The 15,819-nt window shown below is 74.1% G+C and carries 17 protein-coding genes; 8 read left to right on the top strand and 9 right to left on the bottom strand.

Annotation, left to right across the window (positions count from 1 at the left end; all coding sequences use genetic code 11):
* Nucleotides 1-28: 28 nt before the first annotated feature.
* Entirely contained in the window at nucleotides 29-427 is a 399-nt protein-coding gene (locus ACWCPN_RS22830; RefSeq protein WP_451209071.1) for a nuclear transport factor 2 family protein, read from the bottom strand.
* A 72-nt stretch (nucleotides 428-499) separates the two neighbouring features.
* Here ACWCPN_RS22830 and ACWCPN_RS22825 point away from each other — a divergent pair, with 72 nt between their 5' ends.
* Nucleotides 500-1,081 (top strand): PadR family transcriptional regulator, encoded by a 582-nt coding sequence (locus tag ACWCPN_RS22825; protein ID WP_451209068.1) that lies wholly within the window; start codon nucleotides 500-502, stop codon nucleotides 1,079-1,081.
* Nucleotides 1,082-1,090: 9 nt separating this feature from the next.
* On the top strand, nucleotides 1,091-1,837 hold the full coding sequence (locus ACWCPN_RS22820) for a methyltransferase domain-containing protein (RefSeq protein WP_451209065.1): 747 nt from the start codon (nucleotides 1,091-1,093) through the stop codon (nucleotides 1,835-1,837).
* On the opposite strand, the gene ACWCPN_RS22815 is transcribed toward ACWCPN_RS22820, so the two are convergent.
* The 6 genes from ACWCPN_RS22815 to ACWCPN_RS22790 all read right to left on the bottom strand — a co-directional run bounded on the left by ACWCPN_RS22815 (nucleotide 1,807) and on the right by ACWCPN_RS22790 (nucleotide 7,338).
* Nucleotides 1,807-2,559, bottom strand: coding sequence for a GntR family transcriptional regulator (locus ACWCPN_RS22815; protein WP_451209063.1), 753 nt, complete (start codon nucleotides 2,557-2,559; stop codon nucleotides 1,807-1,809). The genes ACWCPN_RS22820 and ACWCPN_RS22815 overlap by 31 nt on opposite strands.
* Nucleotides 2,560-2,687: 128 nt before the next feature.
* A complete protein-coding gene (locus ACWCPN_RS22810; RefSeq protein ID WP_451209060.1) occupies nucleotides 2,688-3,854 on the bottom strand; it encodes a serine hydrolase domain-containing protein in 1,167 nt (388 codons plus the stop codon).
* A 143-nt stretch (nucleotides 3,855-3,997) separates the two neighbouring features.
* Complete coding sequence (locus ACWCPN_RS22805) at nucleotides 3,998-4,966, bottom strand: acetylxylan esterase (RefSeq protein ID WP_451209057.1); 969 nt, start codon at nucleotides 4,964-4,966, stop codon at nucleotides 3,998-4,000.
* Between the two features lie 218 nt (nucleotides 4,967-5,184).
* On the bottom strand, nucleotides 5,185-5,769 hold the full coding sequence (locus ACWCPN_RS22800) for an Rv1733c family protein (RefSeq protein WP_451209054.1): 585 nt from the start codon (nucleotides 5,767-5,769) through the stop codon (nucleotides 5,185-5,187).
* A gap of 203 nt (nucleotides 5,770-5,972) precedes the next feature.
* The gene (locus ACWCPN_RS22795) at nucleotides 5,973-6,740 is read right to left on the bottom strand and encodes a ferredoxin reductase (RefSeq protein WP_451209051.1); all 768 of its coding nucleotides are present in this window, start codon (nucleotides 6,738-6,740) and stop codon (nucleotides 5,973-5,975) included.
* A complete protein-coding gene (locus ACWCPN_RS22790) occupies nucleotides 6,733-7,338 on the bottom strand; it encodes a sulfite oxidase-like oxidoreductase (RefSeq protein WP_451209048.1) in 606 nt (201 codons plus the stop codon). The genes ACWCPN_RS22795 and ACWCPN_RS22790 overlap by 8 nt, the downstream gene beginning before the upstream one ends.
* Before the next feature lie 188 nt (nucleotides 7,339-7,526).
* Here ACWCPN_RS22790 and ACWCPN_RS22785 point away from each other — a divergent pair, with 188 nt between their 5' ends.
* Both ACWCPN_RS22785 and ACWCPN_RS22780 read left to right on the top strand, forming a co-directional pair.
* Complete coding sequence (locus tag ACWCPN_RS22785; protein ID WP_451209045.1) at nucleotides 7,527-8,462, top strand: quinone oxidoreductase family protein; 936 nt, start codon at nucleotides 7,527-7,529, stop codon at nucleotides 8,460-8,462.
* Entirely contained in the window at nucleotides 8,459-9,211 is a 753-nt protein-coding gene (locus ACWCPN_RS22780) for a GNAT family N-acetyltransferase (protein ID WP_451209042.1), read from the top strand. The genes ACWCPN_RS22785 and ACWCPN_RS22780 overlap by 4 nt, the downstream gene beginning before the upstream one ends.
* A gap of 8 nt (nucleotides 9,212-9,219) precedes the next feature.
* Here the strand turns inward: ACWCPN_RS22780 and ACWCPN_RS22775 are convergent, their stop codons facing one another.
* Nucleotides 9,220-9,627 (bottom strand): MarR family winged helix-turn-helix transcriptional regulator, encoded by a 408-nt coding sequence (locus ACWCPN_RS22775; protein WP_451209347.1) that lies wholly within the window; start codon nucleotides 9,625-9,627, stop codon nucleotides 9,220-9,222.
* A gap of 133 nt (nucleotides 9,628-9,760) precedes the next feature.
* Here ACWCPN_RS22775 and ACWCPN_RS22770 point away from each other — a divergent pair, with 133 nt between their 5' ends.
* Complete coding sequence (locus ACWCPN_RS22770; RefSeq protein WP_451209039.1) at nucleotides 9,761-10,828, top strand: hypothetical protein; 1,068 nt, start codon at nucleotides 9,761-9,763, stop codon at nucleotides 10,826-10,828.
* A gap of 279 nt (nucleotides 10,829-11,107) precedes the next feature.
* Complete coding sequence (locus ACWCPN_RS22765) at nucleotides 11,108-11,905, top strand: putative protein N(5)-glutamine methyltransferase (protein WP_451209036.1); 798 nt, start codon at nucleotides 11,108-11,110, stop codon at nucleotides 11,903-11,905.
* Nucleotides 11,906-11,911: 6 nt separating this feature from the next.
* Here ACWCPN_RS22765 and ACWCPN_RS22760 read toward each other — a convergent pair whose 3' ends face one another.
* Nucleotides 11,912-13,990 (bottom strand): SpoIIE family protein phosphatase, encoded by a 2,079-nt coding sequence (locus ACWCPN_RS22760; RefSeq protein WP_451209033.1) that lies wholly within the window; start codon nucleotides 13,988-13,990, stop codon nucleotides 11,912-11,914.
* Between the two features lie 318 nt (nucleotides 13,991-14,308).
* Here ACWCPN_RS22760 and ACWCPN_RS22755 point away from each other — a divergent pair, with 318 nt between their 5' ends.
* Entirely contained in the window at nucleotides 14,309-15,196 is an 888-nt protein-coding gene (locus ACWCPN_RS22755; protein WP_451209030.1) for a hypothetical protein, read from the top strand.
* A gap of 119 nt (nucleotides 15,197-15,315) precedes the next feature.
* Nucleotides 15,316-15,687, top strand: a complete 372-nt coding sequence (locus ACWCPN_RS22750) for a hypothetical protein (RefSeq protein ID WP_451209027.1) — start codon at nucleotides 15,316-15,318, stop codon at nucleotides 15,685-15,687.
* Nucleotides 15,688-15,819: the final 132 nt, after the last annotated feature.

Here is a 15,819-nt window from a genome sequence, read left to right as displayed (position 1 = left end):
CCGGGCACCCCGGTCCGGGGCTCACCGCTCACGCGGAGCGCGCTTCCGCCTCCCGCGCGATCGAGTCGAACCGGGCGCCCATGGCCGCGGCGAGGGCCTGGGCGCCCGAGAGCGGGCGCACCATCACCGTGAGCTCGTCGATCAGCCCGTCGGCGTCGAGGTGGATGAAGTCGCAGCCGCTCAGCTCCCGGTCGCCCACCCGGGCCCGGAAGACCAGTGCGTGGTCGCGGCCGTCGGCGCCGTCGATTTCCCGCTCGTACCGGAAGTCCTCGAAGACCTGGGACACCCCGCGCAGGATCGCCGCGGTGATCGCCTTGCCCGGGTACGGCTTGAAGACGACGGGGCTGGTGAAGACGACGTCATCGGCCAGCAGAGCCTCGACGGCGTCCATGTCGCCCGCCTCGACCGCCTCGCGGAACGCGCGCATCGGACCACCTCGCATACTCAATTAATTGAATAGGTGTGGATGAGAGTAATCATCTGCTGCTAGCGTGTCCACATGTCGCTCAAGTACGCCGTCCTGGCCGCCCTGCTGGAGGGGGAGGCCTCGGGCTACGAGCTGTCGAAGGTGTTCGACGTCTCGCTCGCGAACTTCTGGCCCGCCACCCCCCAGCAGCTCTACCGGGAGCTGGAGCGCCTCGCGCAGGACGGACTGGTCGAGGCCCGCACGGTGCCGCAGGAACGCCGGCCCACCAAGCGGATGTTCAGCCTGACCGAGGCCGGCCGGAGCCGGCTGCGCGCCTTCGCCGACGAACCGCCGAAACGCCCCACCGCCGTCCGCGACGAACTCCTCATCAAGATCCAGGCCATGGACGGCGGCGATCCCGCCGTCGCCCGGGCGCTCGTCGAGGAGCGCGCGGGCTGGGCGCGCGGCAAACTCGACCGCTACGAGCGGGTGCGCGCCCGTCTCCTCGGCGGGCGGACCGAGGAGGAGTACCTGCGCACGTCCGACCGGATCGGCCCGTACCTGACCCTCATGGCGGGCATCTCCTTCGAGGAGGAGAACCTGCGCTGGTGCGCGCGCGTCCTGCGCGTCCTCGATCAGCGAGTGTCCTCGTCACCGAGTGGTGAGTACGCCTAGGCTGAGACGATGTTCAGCCCCGAAGGCCCCAGCCTGCGCGAGCTCGCCGTCCAGGCGATGTCGTCCGTCGAGCACGGCTACGACCTGCTGGCCCCGAAGTTCGACCGCACCCCGTTCCGTACGCCCGGCCCGGTGCTGGAGTCCGTGGCCAAGGCGCTGGGGCCGCTCGGGCCGTTCGAGGACGGGCTCGACCTGTGCTGCGGCACCGGGGCCGGGACGGAGCTGCTGGCGGGACTGTGCGGCCGGAGCGTCACGGGTGTCGACTTCAGCGGCGGCATGCTCGACGTGGCCCGCCGCCGTGCGCCCTCCTCGGGCCCGGGCGTCGCCTGGGTGCGCGGCGACGCCCGGGCCCTGCCGTTCGGGCCCGCCTTCGACCTGGTGGTCAGCTTCGGCGCCTTCGGCCACTTCCTGCCCCGCGAACTGCCGGGGCTGTTCGCCCAGGTCCGCTCGGTGCTGCGGCCGGGCGGCCGCTTCGCCTTCCCCCTCTTCGCCCCGCCCCGCCTCTCCAGCCCCGCGTACTGGACGCTGCTCGGCTTCGACACGGCGATGCGGGTGCGCAACGCCCTGTGGCGGCCGCCCTTCGTCATGTACTACCGGACCTTCCGGTTCGGCGGCGTCGTGGACGGACTGGCCCGGGCCGGCTTCACGGTGGAGCTGCGGCCGCTGCCCGAGTTCGGGCGGCGCGACGACGGCAGCCCCCGGGCCCGCCTCCTCGTGGCCCGGGCTCAGCCGGCCGCCGGCAGTGTGAACTCGTAGACCAGTGCGTCCCGTTCGGAGTCGACCACCAGATCGGTGATCTCCAGCGGGCGCGCGTACTGGTCGTGCACCCGGCGCGTCACCCGGACCGACGAGGCGTCGCCGACCTGGGTGATGGAGTCCCGGTGGTGCAGGGTGAGCCCGGCCTTGCGCATCCAGTCGTAGGCCCGGCGCAGCTGCGCCGGGGTGGCCCCGTCCGCCCGGTCGCGGTAGCGGCCCAGCTCCGCGACCTCGCTCAGCGCCACCGCGGAGAACGTCGTCACCGCCGTGCGCAGCGAGTGGCCGTCGGGCGCGGCCGAGCGGTAGCGGTGCACCAGCGTGGGCCGGTGCGGGGCCAGCCCGAGCGCCCGAGCGTGCTCCGGGGACGGTGCCTCCCAGGTCACCGTCGCCCGGTCGACCGCACCCGGGTCCGCGGGCCGGGCCCCCACCGGGAAGGTGAGCGAGACCGGGTCCTCCACCGGGCGGCCGGGCAGCGTGGCGTGGCTGCCCCGCCGGTCGGTGGCGACCAGGCCGCCGCGGCGCAGCACCTCCAGGGCCTGTCGTACGGTCTCCCGGCTGACACCGAAGTGCCGGGCCAGGTGCCGCTCACTGGGCAGCCGGTCGCCGGGCGGGACGGTGCCGTCGTGCAGTTCGTCGAGGAGCTGCGACGCGACCCGCCAGTACAGGGGCCGGTCGCCGGTGTCGTCGGTGTGCGGGGGGTCGAGCGGGGTGGTGCGGGCCATGCCGCGCCTCCTGTGGTGACAAGACGTAGCCGAACGGGCTCATTGCGCGACCACATCTAGCATTGGTCTAAACCACAAGGGAAGGGCGGTCCGGTGGTTCGGCCGAAACCCACCCGCGCGACCGGGCCTCACAGGGCGCTGTAGACCGCGTTCACCAGGGCCTTCTTGCGCGGGTCGTCCGCGATGTGCGGCCCCATCCGGTTCATCGCGTACCCGAGCGAGACCTCCGCCTCCGGATCCGCGAGTCCGCAGGAACCCCCGAACCCGTCGTGTCCGAAAGCGCGCGGGTTCGGCCCGTAGGAGCCGTGCGGGCCGCTCAGCCACAGGCCGAGCCCGACCTCGGTCTCCCCCTCGAAACCGGCGCCCAGCACCAGATCGCGGCACCTGCCCTGCCCCTCGCGCACCCGATCCGCCGCCCCCGGTGACAGGAACCGCCGGTCGCCGTAGGAGCCCCGGCCGGCGAAGACGCCGTACAGGGCGGCGACCGAGCGCGCGGTCCCGTGCCCGTTGGCCGCGGGGATCTCCGCAGCCCGCCAGGCGGCCGTGTTCGCCTGTGCCGCGCCCACCGGCGGATTGGCGAGGGCGGCGATCGCGGCCTGCGGCAACCGGCCGAAAGCGGCGGCTCGTTCGCCGTCGTCCCCGGACCGCGCGTGGACCAGTTCGGCCGCCCGGCCGGCCTCCTTCTCCGGCAGACCGATCGTGAAGTCCAGGCCGAGCGGCCCGGTCACCTCCCGCTCCAGGAACGCCCCGGGGCGCAGCCCCGACACCCGCCGCACCACCTCACCGACGAGGAAGCCCCAGGTCAGCGCGTGATATCCGGACCGGGTGCCCGGCTCCCACCAGGGTTCGGTGGCCGCCAGCCTGGCGGTCGTCAGCTCCCAGTCGTAGAGCTGCTCGACGGAGTGCGGCTCCCGCAGGCCGGACAGCCCGGCCCGGTGCGACAGCAGGTCCCGCACGCGGACGTCCTCCTTGCCCGCCGCCGCGAATTCCGGCCAGTACGCGGCCACCGGCCGGTCGAGGTCGAGCAGACCCCGGTCGGCGAGCAGGTGCGCGCACAGGGCCACCGGTCCCTTGGTGGTGGACCACACGTTGACCAGCGTGTCCCGCTCCCAGGGCCGGGTGCGGGCCGCGTCCGCCCAGCCGCCCCACAGATCGACGACCGTCTCACCGGCGACGGTCACCGCCACGGCGGCGCCCAGGTCGCCACGCTCCCGGAAGTTCTCCTCGAACGCCTCCCGCACCGCGGTGAAGCGCGGATCGCAGTGGCCCTGAACCTGTGCCTCGTGGGCGGACATCCAGCCTCCGTCGTCGCCGGGAACCCGGGCGGCGACAGCGCGGCCCGGGGTGCCCCCGAACGTACCGACTGGTCGGACTGGTGTGAAGATGGCGGGGCGGGACCGGGCGCCCCGCCCGGGCGCGCCCCGTCCCGCCCGTCCGGTCAGGCGTACGCGCGCAGCCAGCGCAGCTTGCGCTCCTCCTGGTACGGCCCCCCGCCCTCGTGGTCGTTGAAGTCGTACACCTCGATCGCCTTGTCCTGGTGCGCCCAGGCGTTGAACGCCGCGAACACGGTCGACGGCGGGCACGTCTGGTCCTCCAGGGCGGCCGAGAAGAGCGCCGGGGCCCGGCCGCGGGCCGCGAAGTGCACGCCGTCGAAGTAGGAGAGCGTGCGCAGCGCGTCCTCGGCGCGGCCGCGGTGCGTCTTCAGGAACAGGCCGATCTCGCGGTACGGGTGACGGTCCGTCAGTGTCGTCGCGCGCGGGAAGTCGCACAGGAACGGCACGTCCGGGGCGACCGCGACCAGATCGGGCAGCAGTCCGCCGACGGCGAGGGAGATGCCGCCGCCCTGGCTCTCACCGATCACCACGGTCCGCGCCGCGTCGGTCAGCGGATGCGAACGGGCCGCCTCCACGGCCCGCACGGCGTCCGTGAACACCCGGCGGTAGTAGTAGTTCTCGGGCGCGTCGATGCCCCGCGTCATGTACCCGGGGAAGGCGGGCGCCGCGCCCACCGGGTCCGGCGTGCCGCCACCGCCGCCCCAGCCGCTGCCCTGGCCGCGTGTGTCCATCACGAAGTGCGCCCGGCCCGTCGAGGCCCACAGCAGGTCCTCGTGCGCCAGCCCGCGCCCGCCGCCGTAGCCGATGAACTCCACCACCAGCGGCAGCGGTTGCGCCGCCCCGGCCGGCAGCCGGAGCCAGCCCTTGACCGGATGGCCGCCGAAACCGGCGAACGTCACGTCGTACACCTGGATTGTGGAGAGCCCGGTGTCCACCGGCTCGAACCGGGCGTCCAGTGCGCGCTCACGGGACTCCTGCAGGGTCTTGTCCCAGAAGGCGTCGAAGTCCTCCGGCGCGGTGGAGGCGCTGCGGTACTCGCGGAGTTCGTCGAGAGGGAGGTCGAACAGGGCCATCGGGAACCGCCTTTGGGAACGAAAGGACTGCGTGGGCTCACGGTACGCGGGCCGTCGGACGACTCGCCGCGGGCGTTCGGCACGCGCTTTCCGCCCGTCACCGGGAAGTGCAGTCCTCACCCCGTCCTGTCGGCGCTGGGAAAGGGGGCTCCGTTGCCGGCCCGCCCAGGAGGGGCCGGTCGGGCCGGTGGTGCGTGGTGGTCGGGTCACCCGCCCGCTCAGGTCCGCGGCCGGGTCCACCTCGGACCCGTGAGCGCCCACTCCCGCTCCCACTCCTCCATCCGGTGGCGCAGTGCGGCCCGGCGCTGCACGGCGTACCCGAGGAGGATCACGGCCACCGAGCCGCCCGCGGCGCCCAGGCCCACCGTGACCGTGTGCTGCCAGACCGCCACGTCGTTCGGCGGCGGGGCGACGGCGCGGCCCCGGGCGTCGAACCACACGGTGACCACGTCACCCGCCCGGCTCCCGGCGGGAACGCGGGCCACGGCGGTCCGCGTCCCGGTGCCGGGCTCGGTCCAGCGGACCTTGGCCTGATAGGTATGCGCTCGGTCGCCGCGCACGGGATGCGGCCGCGCGGACTCGTCCCCGGCCACCGAGGCGCGCACCTGGTGCCGCTCGGTCCGCAGGGTCACTGCGCGAGACCGCGCCTGGTCATGGGCGTACAGACCGGCCGCCACCCCGGCCAGCGGCGTGACGACGAACAGCAGGACGGCGGCGACCAGGACCGTCCAGGCCTCCATGACGTCCGACCGGCGCCGCAGCGGATTGCGCCGCCAGCGCCAGCCGCGCACCCGGGTACGCATGCCCACCTCCTCGCCGCAGCCGGAGCCGGAGGACGGCCGGGCCGGGTACCGGCCCGGCCGTCCTCCGTCGCCTCGCACGAAGCGTCCGCACCCGTCTGGTACCCCGTGCGGCGCGCCCCGCGCACGCCGCCGACCGCGAAATCAAGCCCTCCTGGAGCGGCGCACGGCGCCCGTCCCGTCGCCGCGCGAGCGCCCGGCGGTGCTCAGCCGAAGCGCTCGATGCGGATCCGCTCGACCGGCTGCCCCGCCTGGACCAGCAGGCGCGAGGCGTGCTCGGCGAAGCCGTTCGAGCCGCACACATAGGCCTCCCAGCCACCCGGAGGTTGCTCGGCCAGGAGCGGCGCCACATGTGCGGCCGCCAGACGCCCCACCGGCACCCCCGTGGGAGCGCTCCGCGTGAACACGGCCGCCGTCTCCGCGCCCAGCTCGCGGGCGTAGATCAGCTCCTCGGGGCTGCGCGCCGACACCAGCATCCGCAGCGGCACGCCGAGGCCCAGAGCCCGGTGGTGCCGGATCATCGACATCAGCGGTACGACGCCGGAGCCGGCCCCGAGCAGCAGCGCGGGCCGGTCGCCGGGCCAGGCGAAGAAGCCGCTCAGCGGGCCGCGCAGCTCGACCGTGTCACCGGGGCGGGCCGTGGTGTGGAACCAGCCCGAGACCTCGCCGTCCCGCACATGGTCCAGGGTCAGTTCGATGTGGCCCGAGCCGTCGGGGGCGGACGCGATCGAGTAGTGGCGCTGGGCCACGTAGCCGTCCGGCGCGGTCAGCCGCAGCAGCAGGTGCTGGCCGGGCAGGTGCCCCGCCCAGTCCGGCACCGCGAACCGGAAGGTGGACGCGTGCGCGGTCTCGCGGCGGATCCCGGTCAGGGTGGCGGTCTGCCACACCGCCGCTGCCTGCTCGCTCACGGCGATGCGCCCGGGCACGGCGAAGCGGGTCGCGGGAACGCGGGCGGGGGTCGCTGTCTCAGTCACCGGAGTACCGCTGCTCCTCCCAGGGATTGCCCCGCTCGTGGTAGCCGTTCCCCTCCCAGAAACCGGGCTCGTCGTGGTCGAGGAGCGTGATGCCGGCGATCCACTTGGCGCTCTTCCAGAAGTACAGGTGCGGCACCAGCAGCCGGGCCGGCCCGCCGTGCTCGGGCGCGAGCGGCTCGCCGTCGTACTCCCAGGCGATCCAGGCCCGGCCGCCCGTCAGGTCGGCGAGCGGCAGGTTCGTTGAGTAGCCGGTGTGCGAGTAGGCGACCGCGTGGGTGGCGGCCGCGTCCGGCCGCACCACGTCGAGGAACGTGTCCAGCGAGACGCCCCCGAAGCGCACCCCGAACTTCGACCAGCCGGTCACACAGTGGATGTCACCCTCGTACCCGGACGCGGGCAGCGCCCGGGCCCGCTCCCAGTCCCAGGTGTACGGACGCTCCACCAGCCCGTCGACGCGGAAGGACCAGTCGGCGGGGGCGAGGTCCGGGGTGACCTCGGCGGACAGGACGGGCCACTCGTCGCGCGCGTCGTACTGCCCCGGTGGCAGCCCTGGATCGGTGACACGGGAGCGACCCGTGAAGCCTCGGGTGACGTTCATGCCGTCCACCGTACGCCGTCCCCGCGCGTGCTCCGCCCCAGGTCAGTGCGGCGTTTGTTACAGCCGTACGAACTCGTTGCGGCCGTGCGAACTCTTCGCGGAGCCGGGAATAGCCGTCGGCCGCTCCTCCTTGCCGCTCAGTGCCGGCCGGTGCGCCGGTGACGGTGCGACGGAAGCGAGGAAAGAGGATGTCCAAGGCGTCCAAGGCGTACGTCTTCACGCGGTACGGCGGCCCGGAGACCGAGGCCCTGACCGACGTGGACCGGCCGATCCCCGGCCCGGGTCAGCTCCTGGTCGCGGTCCGCGCGGCCGGCGTGAACCCCGTCGACTGGAAACTGCGCGAGGGTCTGCGCCGCCCCGGCGACCCCGCCGAGCGCGTCTTCCCGGCGGTGTTCGGCAGCGAGGCCGCGGGTGTCGTCGAGGCGGCCGGGCCGGGGGTGACCGGATTCGCCGTCGGTGACCCCGTGTTCGGCAACACCGTGGACGGCGGATACGCCGAGTACGCCCTGCTGAGCGCCGGGGTGACCGCGCACAAGCCGGACGGGCTGTCGTTCACCGACGCCGCGACCCTGCCGGTCGCCGCGGCCACCGCCTACGACGGCGTCCGCCAGCTCGGCCTGCCCGAGGGCGCGACACTGCTGGTGACCGGCGCGGGCGGCGGGGTCGGCGCCGCCGCCCTGCAGATCGCCCGCGCCTTCGGCGTGCGGGTGGTGGGCGTGGCGAGCGAGGCCAAGAAGGACTTCGTCGAGTCGCTGGGCGCCGTGCACGTGCCGAGCGGCCCGGACCTGGCCGACCGGGTGCGTGCCGCCGCCCCCGGTGGCGTGGACGCGGTGTACGACCTGGTGGGGGGCGACACGCTCGCCGAGGCGGCCACCCTGCTCACCGACCGGACGAAGCTCATCACGGCCGGGGCCCCGCCCGGCACCGTCGCCGCGCTGGGCGGTTCCCGGGTCGCCCGGGCCCGCACCGCGCGAGTGCTGGACGAGGTGGCGGCGCTCGTGCTGAGCGGCGCCCTGGATCCGCACGTCACCCGCACCTTCCCGCTCGAGCGCGCGGACGCCGCCCTGCGCGCCGTGGAGGACGGGCACGCCCGGGGCAAGGTCGTCATCGAGGTGGGCGGATGAGCGCCGAGGCCGTCGCCCGCCCGCAGGCGCCCGTGGTCGCGCACGTCCTGGACAATCCCGCCCTCGCCTCCCTGACCGGGCCGCACGCGCACTTCGCCGAGCGGCGCGGCCGGGTGCTGCGCTATCCGCTCGACGTGTCCCCGTGGCTGGCGATGCCCGACGTCCCGGACGCGGACGACTGGGCGGACCTCGCGGCGCTGGCCGGCCCCGGCACCGAGGTCCCCCTCTCGGGCTACGCCGGGGAGGTCCCGGACGGCTGGGAGGTGACCTTCCGGTCCGAGGGGGTGCAGCTCGTGGACGACGGCGTCGCCGCCGCACCGGACCCGGAGGCGGTCCCGCTCGGCCCGCGCGACGTACCGGAGATGCTCGACCTGGTGCGCCGCACCCGGCCGGGGCCCTTCCTGGCGCGCACCGTCGAACTGGGGACCTACCTCGGCATCCGCCGCGAGGGCGTCCTCGTCGCCATGGCGGGGGAGCGGCTGCGCCCGCCCGGCTGGACCGAGATCAGCGCGGTCTGCACCGACCCCGGACACCGCGGCGAGGGCCTGGCCGGCCGGCTGATCCGCGCCGTGGCGCACGGCGTCCGGGAGCGTGGCGAGACCCCGTTCCTGCACGCCAGTGCCCGCAACACGAACGCCCTCCGGCTCTACGAGTCCCTCGGCTTCCGGCAGCGCCGCCGCACCGCGTTCCTCGCGGCCCGCCCGCCGGAGCGGCCGGCGGACGGGCGGACGGCCGCACCGGTGTCCTGACCGGCGTCCTACGGCTCGTCGGGGCCGGCCGTCGCGGCCGGCCCCGCGTTGTACCGCTCCAGGTACCGCGCGAAGCGGACCAGGTCCTCCTCCGGCCACGCGGCGAGCCGCTCCCGGAAGGCGGCCCGGCGGCTGCGCGTGACCTGGGCGAGGATCTCCCGGCCGGCCTCCGTCAGGTCCAGCACCTGGACGCGGTGGTCCTCGGCGGCGGTGCGGCGCTCGATGAGGCCGGCCCGCTCCAGCGCGGTCACCTGGCGGCTGACCGTGGACTTGTCCAGGGCGTGGTGCGCGGCCAGGTCGGTGGCCCGGCAGCCGCCGCTCTCCTCCAGATGCCCGAGCAACGTGTACGACACCAGTGACAGCTCGGGGTGCATGCGTCCCGCCGAGGCCCGGGCCCGGCGGGCGAAGATCGTCATCTCGCGCTGAATGGTCTCGACGGCCGTCTCCGCTGCCGCTGTCACGGAATACCTCCTCCGACGTTCTAGTTGTATAGTACAACTTGAACGGAAGTTGTATAAGCCAACCATCGACATCTGGAGGCCGCCCGCGATGAGGTCACCGGCAATGCGCCATGTGCTCACCCACCTGATCACCCCGCTGCTGATGTGCCTGGGCATGGGGCTCGCGTACATGGGCGCCTTCGTCACGCCGGAGCCGAACCACCTGCCCGTCGCCGTCGTCGGCACCGGCCCCGGGGCGAAGGTGTTCGCCCAGACCGTCAAGGACGGCGCGGGGGACCGGCTCGACGTCCGCACCGTCGCCACCCGCGCCGACGCCGAGCGCCTGCTCCGGTCCCGGGACATCACCGGTGCCTACGTGCCGGCCGCGAGGGCACCGGAACTGCTGGTCGCCACCGCCGCTTCCGACATGGGCGCGACGGCCGTGGAGAAGGTCTTCACCCCGGTCGCCGCGGAGCGGGGCGAGCCGCTGAAGGTCACCGACGTGGCCGCCCCGGTCGCCGACGACCCCACCGGCCAGGGCCTGTTCTTCCTGCTGATCGCGGTCAGTATCGGCTCCTACGCCTCGGTCGCCGCCCTGGGCGCGGCGGGCGCCGCCCTCCCCATGCGGGTACGGGCACTGCTGGCGTTCGGTGTCTCCGCGGTGGTCGCCGGCATCGGCGCCCTGCTCGCCGGACCGGTGTTCCACCTCGCGCACCACGACCTCGCCGGCGTCTGGGGGATGGCGTGGCTCTACTCCGCGGGCATCCTGCTCATCGGCACGGGCCTGCACACCTTCCTCAAGCGGTGGACCACGCTGACCATGATGGTGCTGTTCGTCATGCTCAACTTCACGAGCTCCGGCGGCCTGTTCCGGCCCGAGCTGCAGAACGGCTTCTTCGGTGCCCTGCACTCCTTCTGGAACGGCGCCGGCTTCGTCGAGGGCGTCCGCAGCCTCCTCTACTTCGGCGGCGACGGCCTCGGCCGCACCGTGTGGACCCTGCTGGTCTGGCTGCTCGCCGGCCTCGCGGTGACCGCCGTCGCCGCCGCCTTCGAGCACTCCCGGACCCCCGCGGCGGCGACTCCCGCGCCCGCGCCGCCCGCGACGCGGGCCGGAAGCGTCACGGAGCGGGAGACCGGGACGGCCGAGGAGGAGATGGAGGAGACGGTGGGGGTGTGAGGTACGGCGTGCGGGTCGGCCCGGCCGCGGTGGCGGTCCCGGGCGGCCCTCGGCGCCACCCCGCGTCAGGTCCCTTCCCGGCCTCCGGGTGCCGCACGGCGGACCCGGGGCGCTGGGGTAAGGTGACCGTCCGGTCGCGGAGTGTCCGCGGTCCGAACGCCGTTGAGGAGGTGGGACCCATCACCGCTGTGTCAGCCCGGGTGCACTCTCCTCATGACAGCTTGCTCTGAGCGTGGGAGCGCCCTTCGGCTCCGGTTCCCCGAAAGGCTCTCGGCCCGCATGTCCTCCGTTCCCTCCCTGCCCCCGCTCTCCGCTTCCGCCGTCGTCTCCGCCCTGCGTGCCGCCGGGTGCGTCTTCGCCGAGGACGAGGCGGAGTTGATCCTCGGCACCGCCCGCACCCCCGTCGAACTGGCCGCTATGGTGGACCGGCGGGCCGCCGGACTGCCACTCGAACACGTCCTCGGCTGGGCGGGGTTCCACGGTCTGCGCATCGCCGTGGAACCGGGGGTCTTCGTGCCGCGCCGCCGTACCGAGTTCCTGGTCGACCAGGCGCTGGCCCACGCCCCGGACGTCACGGTCGTCGTCGACCTGTGCTGCGGCTCCGGGGCGATCGGCGCGGCCCTGGCCGCCGCGCTCGGCCCCGTCGAGGTGCACGCCGCCGACATCGATCCGGCCGCGGTGCGCTGCGCCCGCCGCAACCTCGCCCCGTACGACGGGCGATCCCACGCGGGTGACCTGTTCGACGCGCTGCCGCCCGCGCTGCGGGGCCGGGTCGGCATCCTCACGGCCAACGTGCCCTACGTACCGAGCGCCGAGGTGCCCTTCCTCCCCGCCGAGGCCCGTGACCACGAACCGCCGGCCGCGCTCGACGGCGGCGCGGACGGACTCGACGTACTGCGCCGGGTCGCCGCCGGGGCCCCTGGCTGGCTGGCGCCCGGCGGTGTCCTGCTGACCGAGACCGGCGAGCGCCAGGTTCCGGCGGCCGTACGGGCCCTCACCGACGCCGGGCTGAGGGCGCGTACGGCGGTGTCCGAGGAGCTGTACGCGCATGTGGTGATCGGCGTGCGGGAACGGTGACGCGTCCTACGGCAGCTCCTGCGCCCGGGCGATGAGCAGCGCCACGTCGTCGTGGTTGTCCGGGTGGTGCAGCGTGCGCAGGAGCAGGTCGCAGGCCTCCTCCAGCGGGCGGGCCGGGTCGTCCAGCAGGGACAGCAGGAAGTCCAGGCGCTCGTCCAGCGAATGGCAGCGCGTCTCGACCAGGCCGTCGGTGTAGAACACCAGCACGTCGCCCGGCTCGAAGTCGACGGTGACGGTCGAGAACTCCACCCCGCCCACCCCCAGCGGTACGCCGGTGGGCAGGTCGAGCAGCTCCGGCGGGCGGCCCGGCCGGACCCGGGCCGGGGGCAGGTGCCCGGCGTTGGCGATCCGGCACCGGCGCAGATGCGGATCGTGGACGGCGTACACGCAGGTGGCGATGGAGTGGTCCAGGGCCGAGGTCGTCTTGTCCAGGTGCTCCAGCAGCACCGCCGGGTCGAGACCGAGCGCCGCCAGCGTGGTGGTCGCGGTGCGCAGCCGGCCCATGGTCGCGGCCGCGCTGATGCCGCTGCCCATCACGTCGCCCACCACGAGCGCGGTCCTGCCGCCGTCCAGCGGGATGACGTCGAACCAGTCGCCGCCGACCTCGCTGGTGGCGCCCGCCGGCTGGTACCGGGAGGCCACCTCCAGGCCGGTCGTCACCGGCGGCCGGCCCGGCAGCAGGCTGCGCTGCAGGGTGAGCGCGGTGTTGCGGGCGTCCTGGTACCAGCGGGCATTGTCGATGTGCACGGCGGCGCGGGCCGCCAGTTCCCGGGCCAGCAGCACGTCGTCCGCGTCGAAGGGAGCCGGATTGCGGGTCCGTTTGAGATCGAGGGCGCCGAGCACCTCGCCGCGCGCGATCAGCGGCACGGCCAGGTAGGAGTGCAGGCCCGCCCGGCCCAGCAGGGCGGCCGCCTCCTCCGAGCGGGCGATCCGCGGCAGGTCCTCGTCCTTCACCCGCGCCACGAGCACCACCTCGCCCGTACGCACGCACTGGGTGACCAGCCGGTCCGGCCCGTACCGGGCGACCTGGCCGGGCGGGTCGGCGGCGCACACGCCGTCCGAGCTCTCCGCCGGGCGTACCGCGAGGGCCCGGATCACCGCCCCCTCCGACGGGCCCAGCGTGCTGGGCCGGCCCTCCACCACCGCGTCCAGCAGATCCACGGCGGCGATGTCGGCCAGCGCCGGCACCGACACCTCGGCCAGCTCGCAGGCGGTGCGCTCCAGCTCCAGCGTGGTGCCGATCCGGACGGAGGCGTCGGCGATGATCGCGAGCCGGCGCCGCGCCGTCTCCGCCTCCTGCGAGGCCCGGTGCTGCTCGGTGATGTCGACCAGGGAGACGGCGACCCCGAGCACGTTGCCCATCGCGTCCTCGAGGCGGTACAGCGACTGCGACCAGGTGCGCTCCCGGTCCGGGTCGGCCGGCGTCCGGCCGACCAGCGGTGCGTCGATGAGCGGGACGCCGGTCTCCAGGACCCGGCGGGTGGCGGCCTCCAGCGCGTCGGTGTCCAGCATCGGCAGCACGTCGCGCAGCCTGCGCCCCATGTGCTCCTCGGCCGGCACGCCGTTGTTCCGGGCCAGGGCGGGGTTGACGGTGACGAACCGCAGCTCGGTGTCGAGCACGGCGAGCCCGATCGGGGACTGCTGCACCATCCGCTCGGACAGCGCCACGTCCTGCTCCAGACGCCGCACGGTCGACTGGTCGGCGGCGAGCCCCAGCGCGTACACGTCCCCGCGGTCGTCCAGCAGCCGCATGTTGCGGAACTCCACCAGGCGGGTGCTGCCGTCCTTGCGGCGGATCGGGAAGCCGCCGGCCCAGCTCTGGCCGGTGCGCATCACGTCGGCGAACAGCTTGCCGACGAGCTGGATGTGCCGCTCGTCCACCATCAGGCGGGCGGCGTACTCGCCGAGGGCCTCCTGCGCCGAGTAGCCGAACAGCTCCTCGGCCTGCGGGCTCCACAGCACGATGCGGCCGCTGTCGTCCAGCACCACCGACGCCACGCGCAGCACGTCGAGCAGTCCGCCGGCCCGCACCGCTCCGCGCACCGGCTCGTTACCGTCCGCCACCGGAGCCCCGGCTGCACTCATGCCCCGCACCGCCTTCGCCCGATCGCACGGTACGCCGTCCCCCGTGCCGACTCCCCTTGTTCTACCGCGCTCACACCCGACTCTCCGCGCCGTCGCACCTATCTCCACCTTCTCTCAACCGGGCGGCCGACGTACGCCGAAATCACCGGGCCGCGGCGCCTGCGCGGGGGCCGTGGCCCGCGGTGGCCGCGCGGGACGGTGCCCGCGGCCGTGAGAGTTCACGCCCATGTTGCTCCATTGGCCTGTACATGACCACTCCTCCGGGCCAGACTGTCCGCCGACCGAGTGCACCCACCCCCCTCCTCCGAGGAGCCGGCCATGCCCGCGTCCCCCTCCGCCAGGCAACGTTGTCACGCTGTCCTCACCGGACTCGTCATCCTGGCCACCGCCGCAGTCGTGTCCCTCGCCGCACCCGCCCCGGCCCACGCGGCCGACACCTGGACCGAGACCGGCTCCGACCGGGCCGATCCGCTGACCGAGAGCCAGGGTCTGGCCTCGGTGGAGGTCCCGGCGAACAGCCCCAACCGGTACACCGGCATCGGCACCATCCCGATCGGGGTCTCCAGCCGCGGCTGGAACCACGTGGGCGACCCCGACGCCTCGTACGACGGCCACTACGTCGAGCCCTACCAGCGCGACTCGGGCAACTCGAAGATGTACCGCGTGCAGGCCCCCGGCGGCGGCTGGTCGGAGTACGTCCACACGCTGAGCGCCGGCGAGGCCCTGAACAACTCCTGGGCGGCGATCTCGCCCGACGGCCAGTGGATGCTGTCGGGCGAGTGGGGAACCATGAACCGCCTGCTCGTCTTCCCGACCCCCGGCGTGAACCCGGCCACCTCGCCCTCCGCGAACCTCCCGCAGGCCTCCACCGTCAACCTCGACCACGCCGTGCGTGACGTCCAGGGCTGCGACTTCTCCGGTCCCACCACCCTGCTCTGCTCCTCCGACGACCCGGAGGGTTCCCTCTTCGGCCTCACCAAGCCGCTGCTGCGGATCGACCTGTCCGCGGCGCCGAACGGCACGGCGGACGTCACCGGCCATGTCACCGCCCTGCGCCAGTTGCCGCTGCGCAGCTCCTGCTCGGGCGGCTTCGAGGCGGAGGGCATCGACTACGACCGCCGGACCGGGGTGCTGCGCGTCATCGTCGTGTCGCCCGGCTTCTGCGTCCTCACCGACAGCAAGACGTACAAGTTCACCCGCGGCTGAGACCTGCGGGTTCTCCCGCGCCTGAGGTGTGCTCGCCGGTCCGTGGTGCTTTGCTGAGGATGGACGCGGTTCGGCGGGGTACCCCGTTCCACCGCAGCGCGGCCAGGAAAGGAGCGATCATGGAGAACAAGGACTGGTCGCACCAGGAGACCGTCTCGGTGGAGATCAGCGGCTCCAAGGAGGACGCCCGTCTCGTGTTCGACGCACTGAACAGCTGTTTCGCGTCGGACCGGACCTCCGAGGAGGTTCCGAGGCAGTTCCACGAGGTCCGTCCGATGGTGTGGCTGGGCACGTACGACGTCGCGGACGCCCGTGGGCCCGGCTGTCCGCCGGTTCACCTCGACGCGTCCGTCGTCGCGGACGTCCAGGGCGGCTACTGGGCCGTGGACCGGTTCCGCACGACGCTGGACGCGATGTTCACCGTCGAGGAGACCTGCACGGCCTCCGGTGACCAGGAGCGGGACCTGCACCTGCGGCTGGAGAGCCGCTGACGGAGTCCGGCGGGACCGGACCGCACGGCACACCGCGGCGCCCCGGACGGCGAAGAGCCGGCCGGGGCGCCGTCGCGTGCGCGCGAAGTGGCCGGACTCACCCGCCCTCGTTTATGCAACTAGTTGCACAAC

It is taken from the genome of Streptomyces sp. NPDC002386 (genome assembly GCF_053593175.1).
Note: the sequence above shows the minus strand (reverse complement) of the source record. Positions and strands in the feature narration are given on the sequence as shown.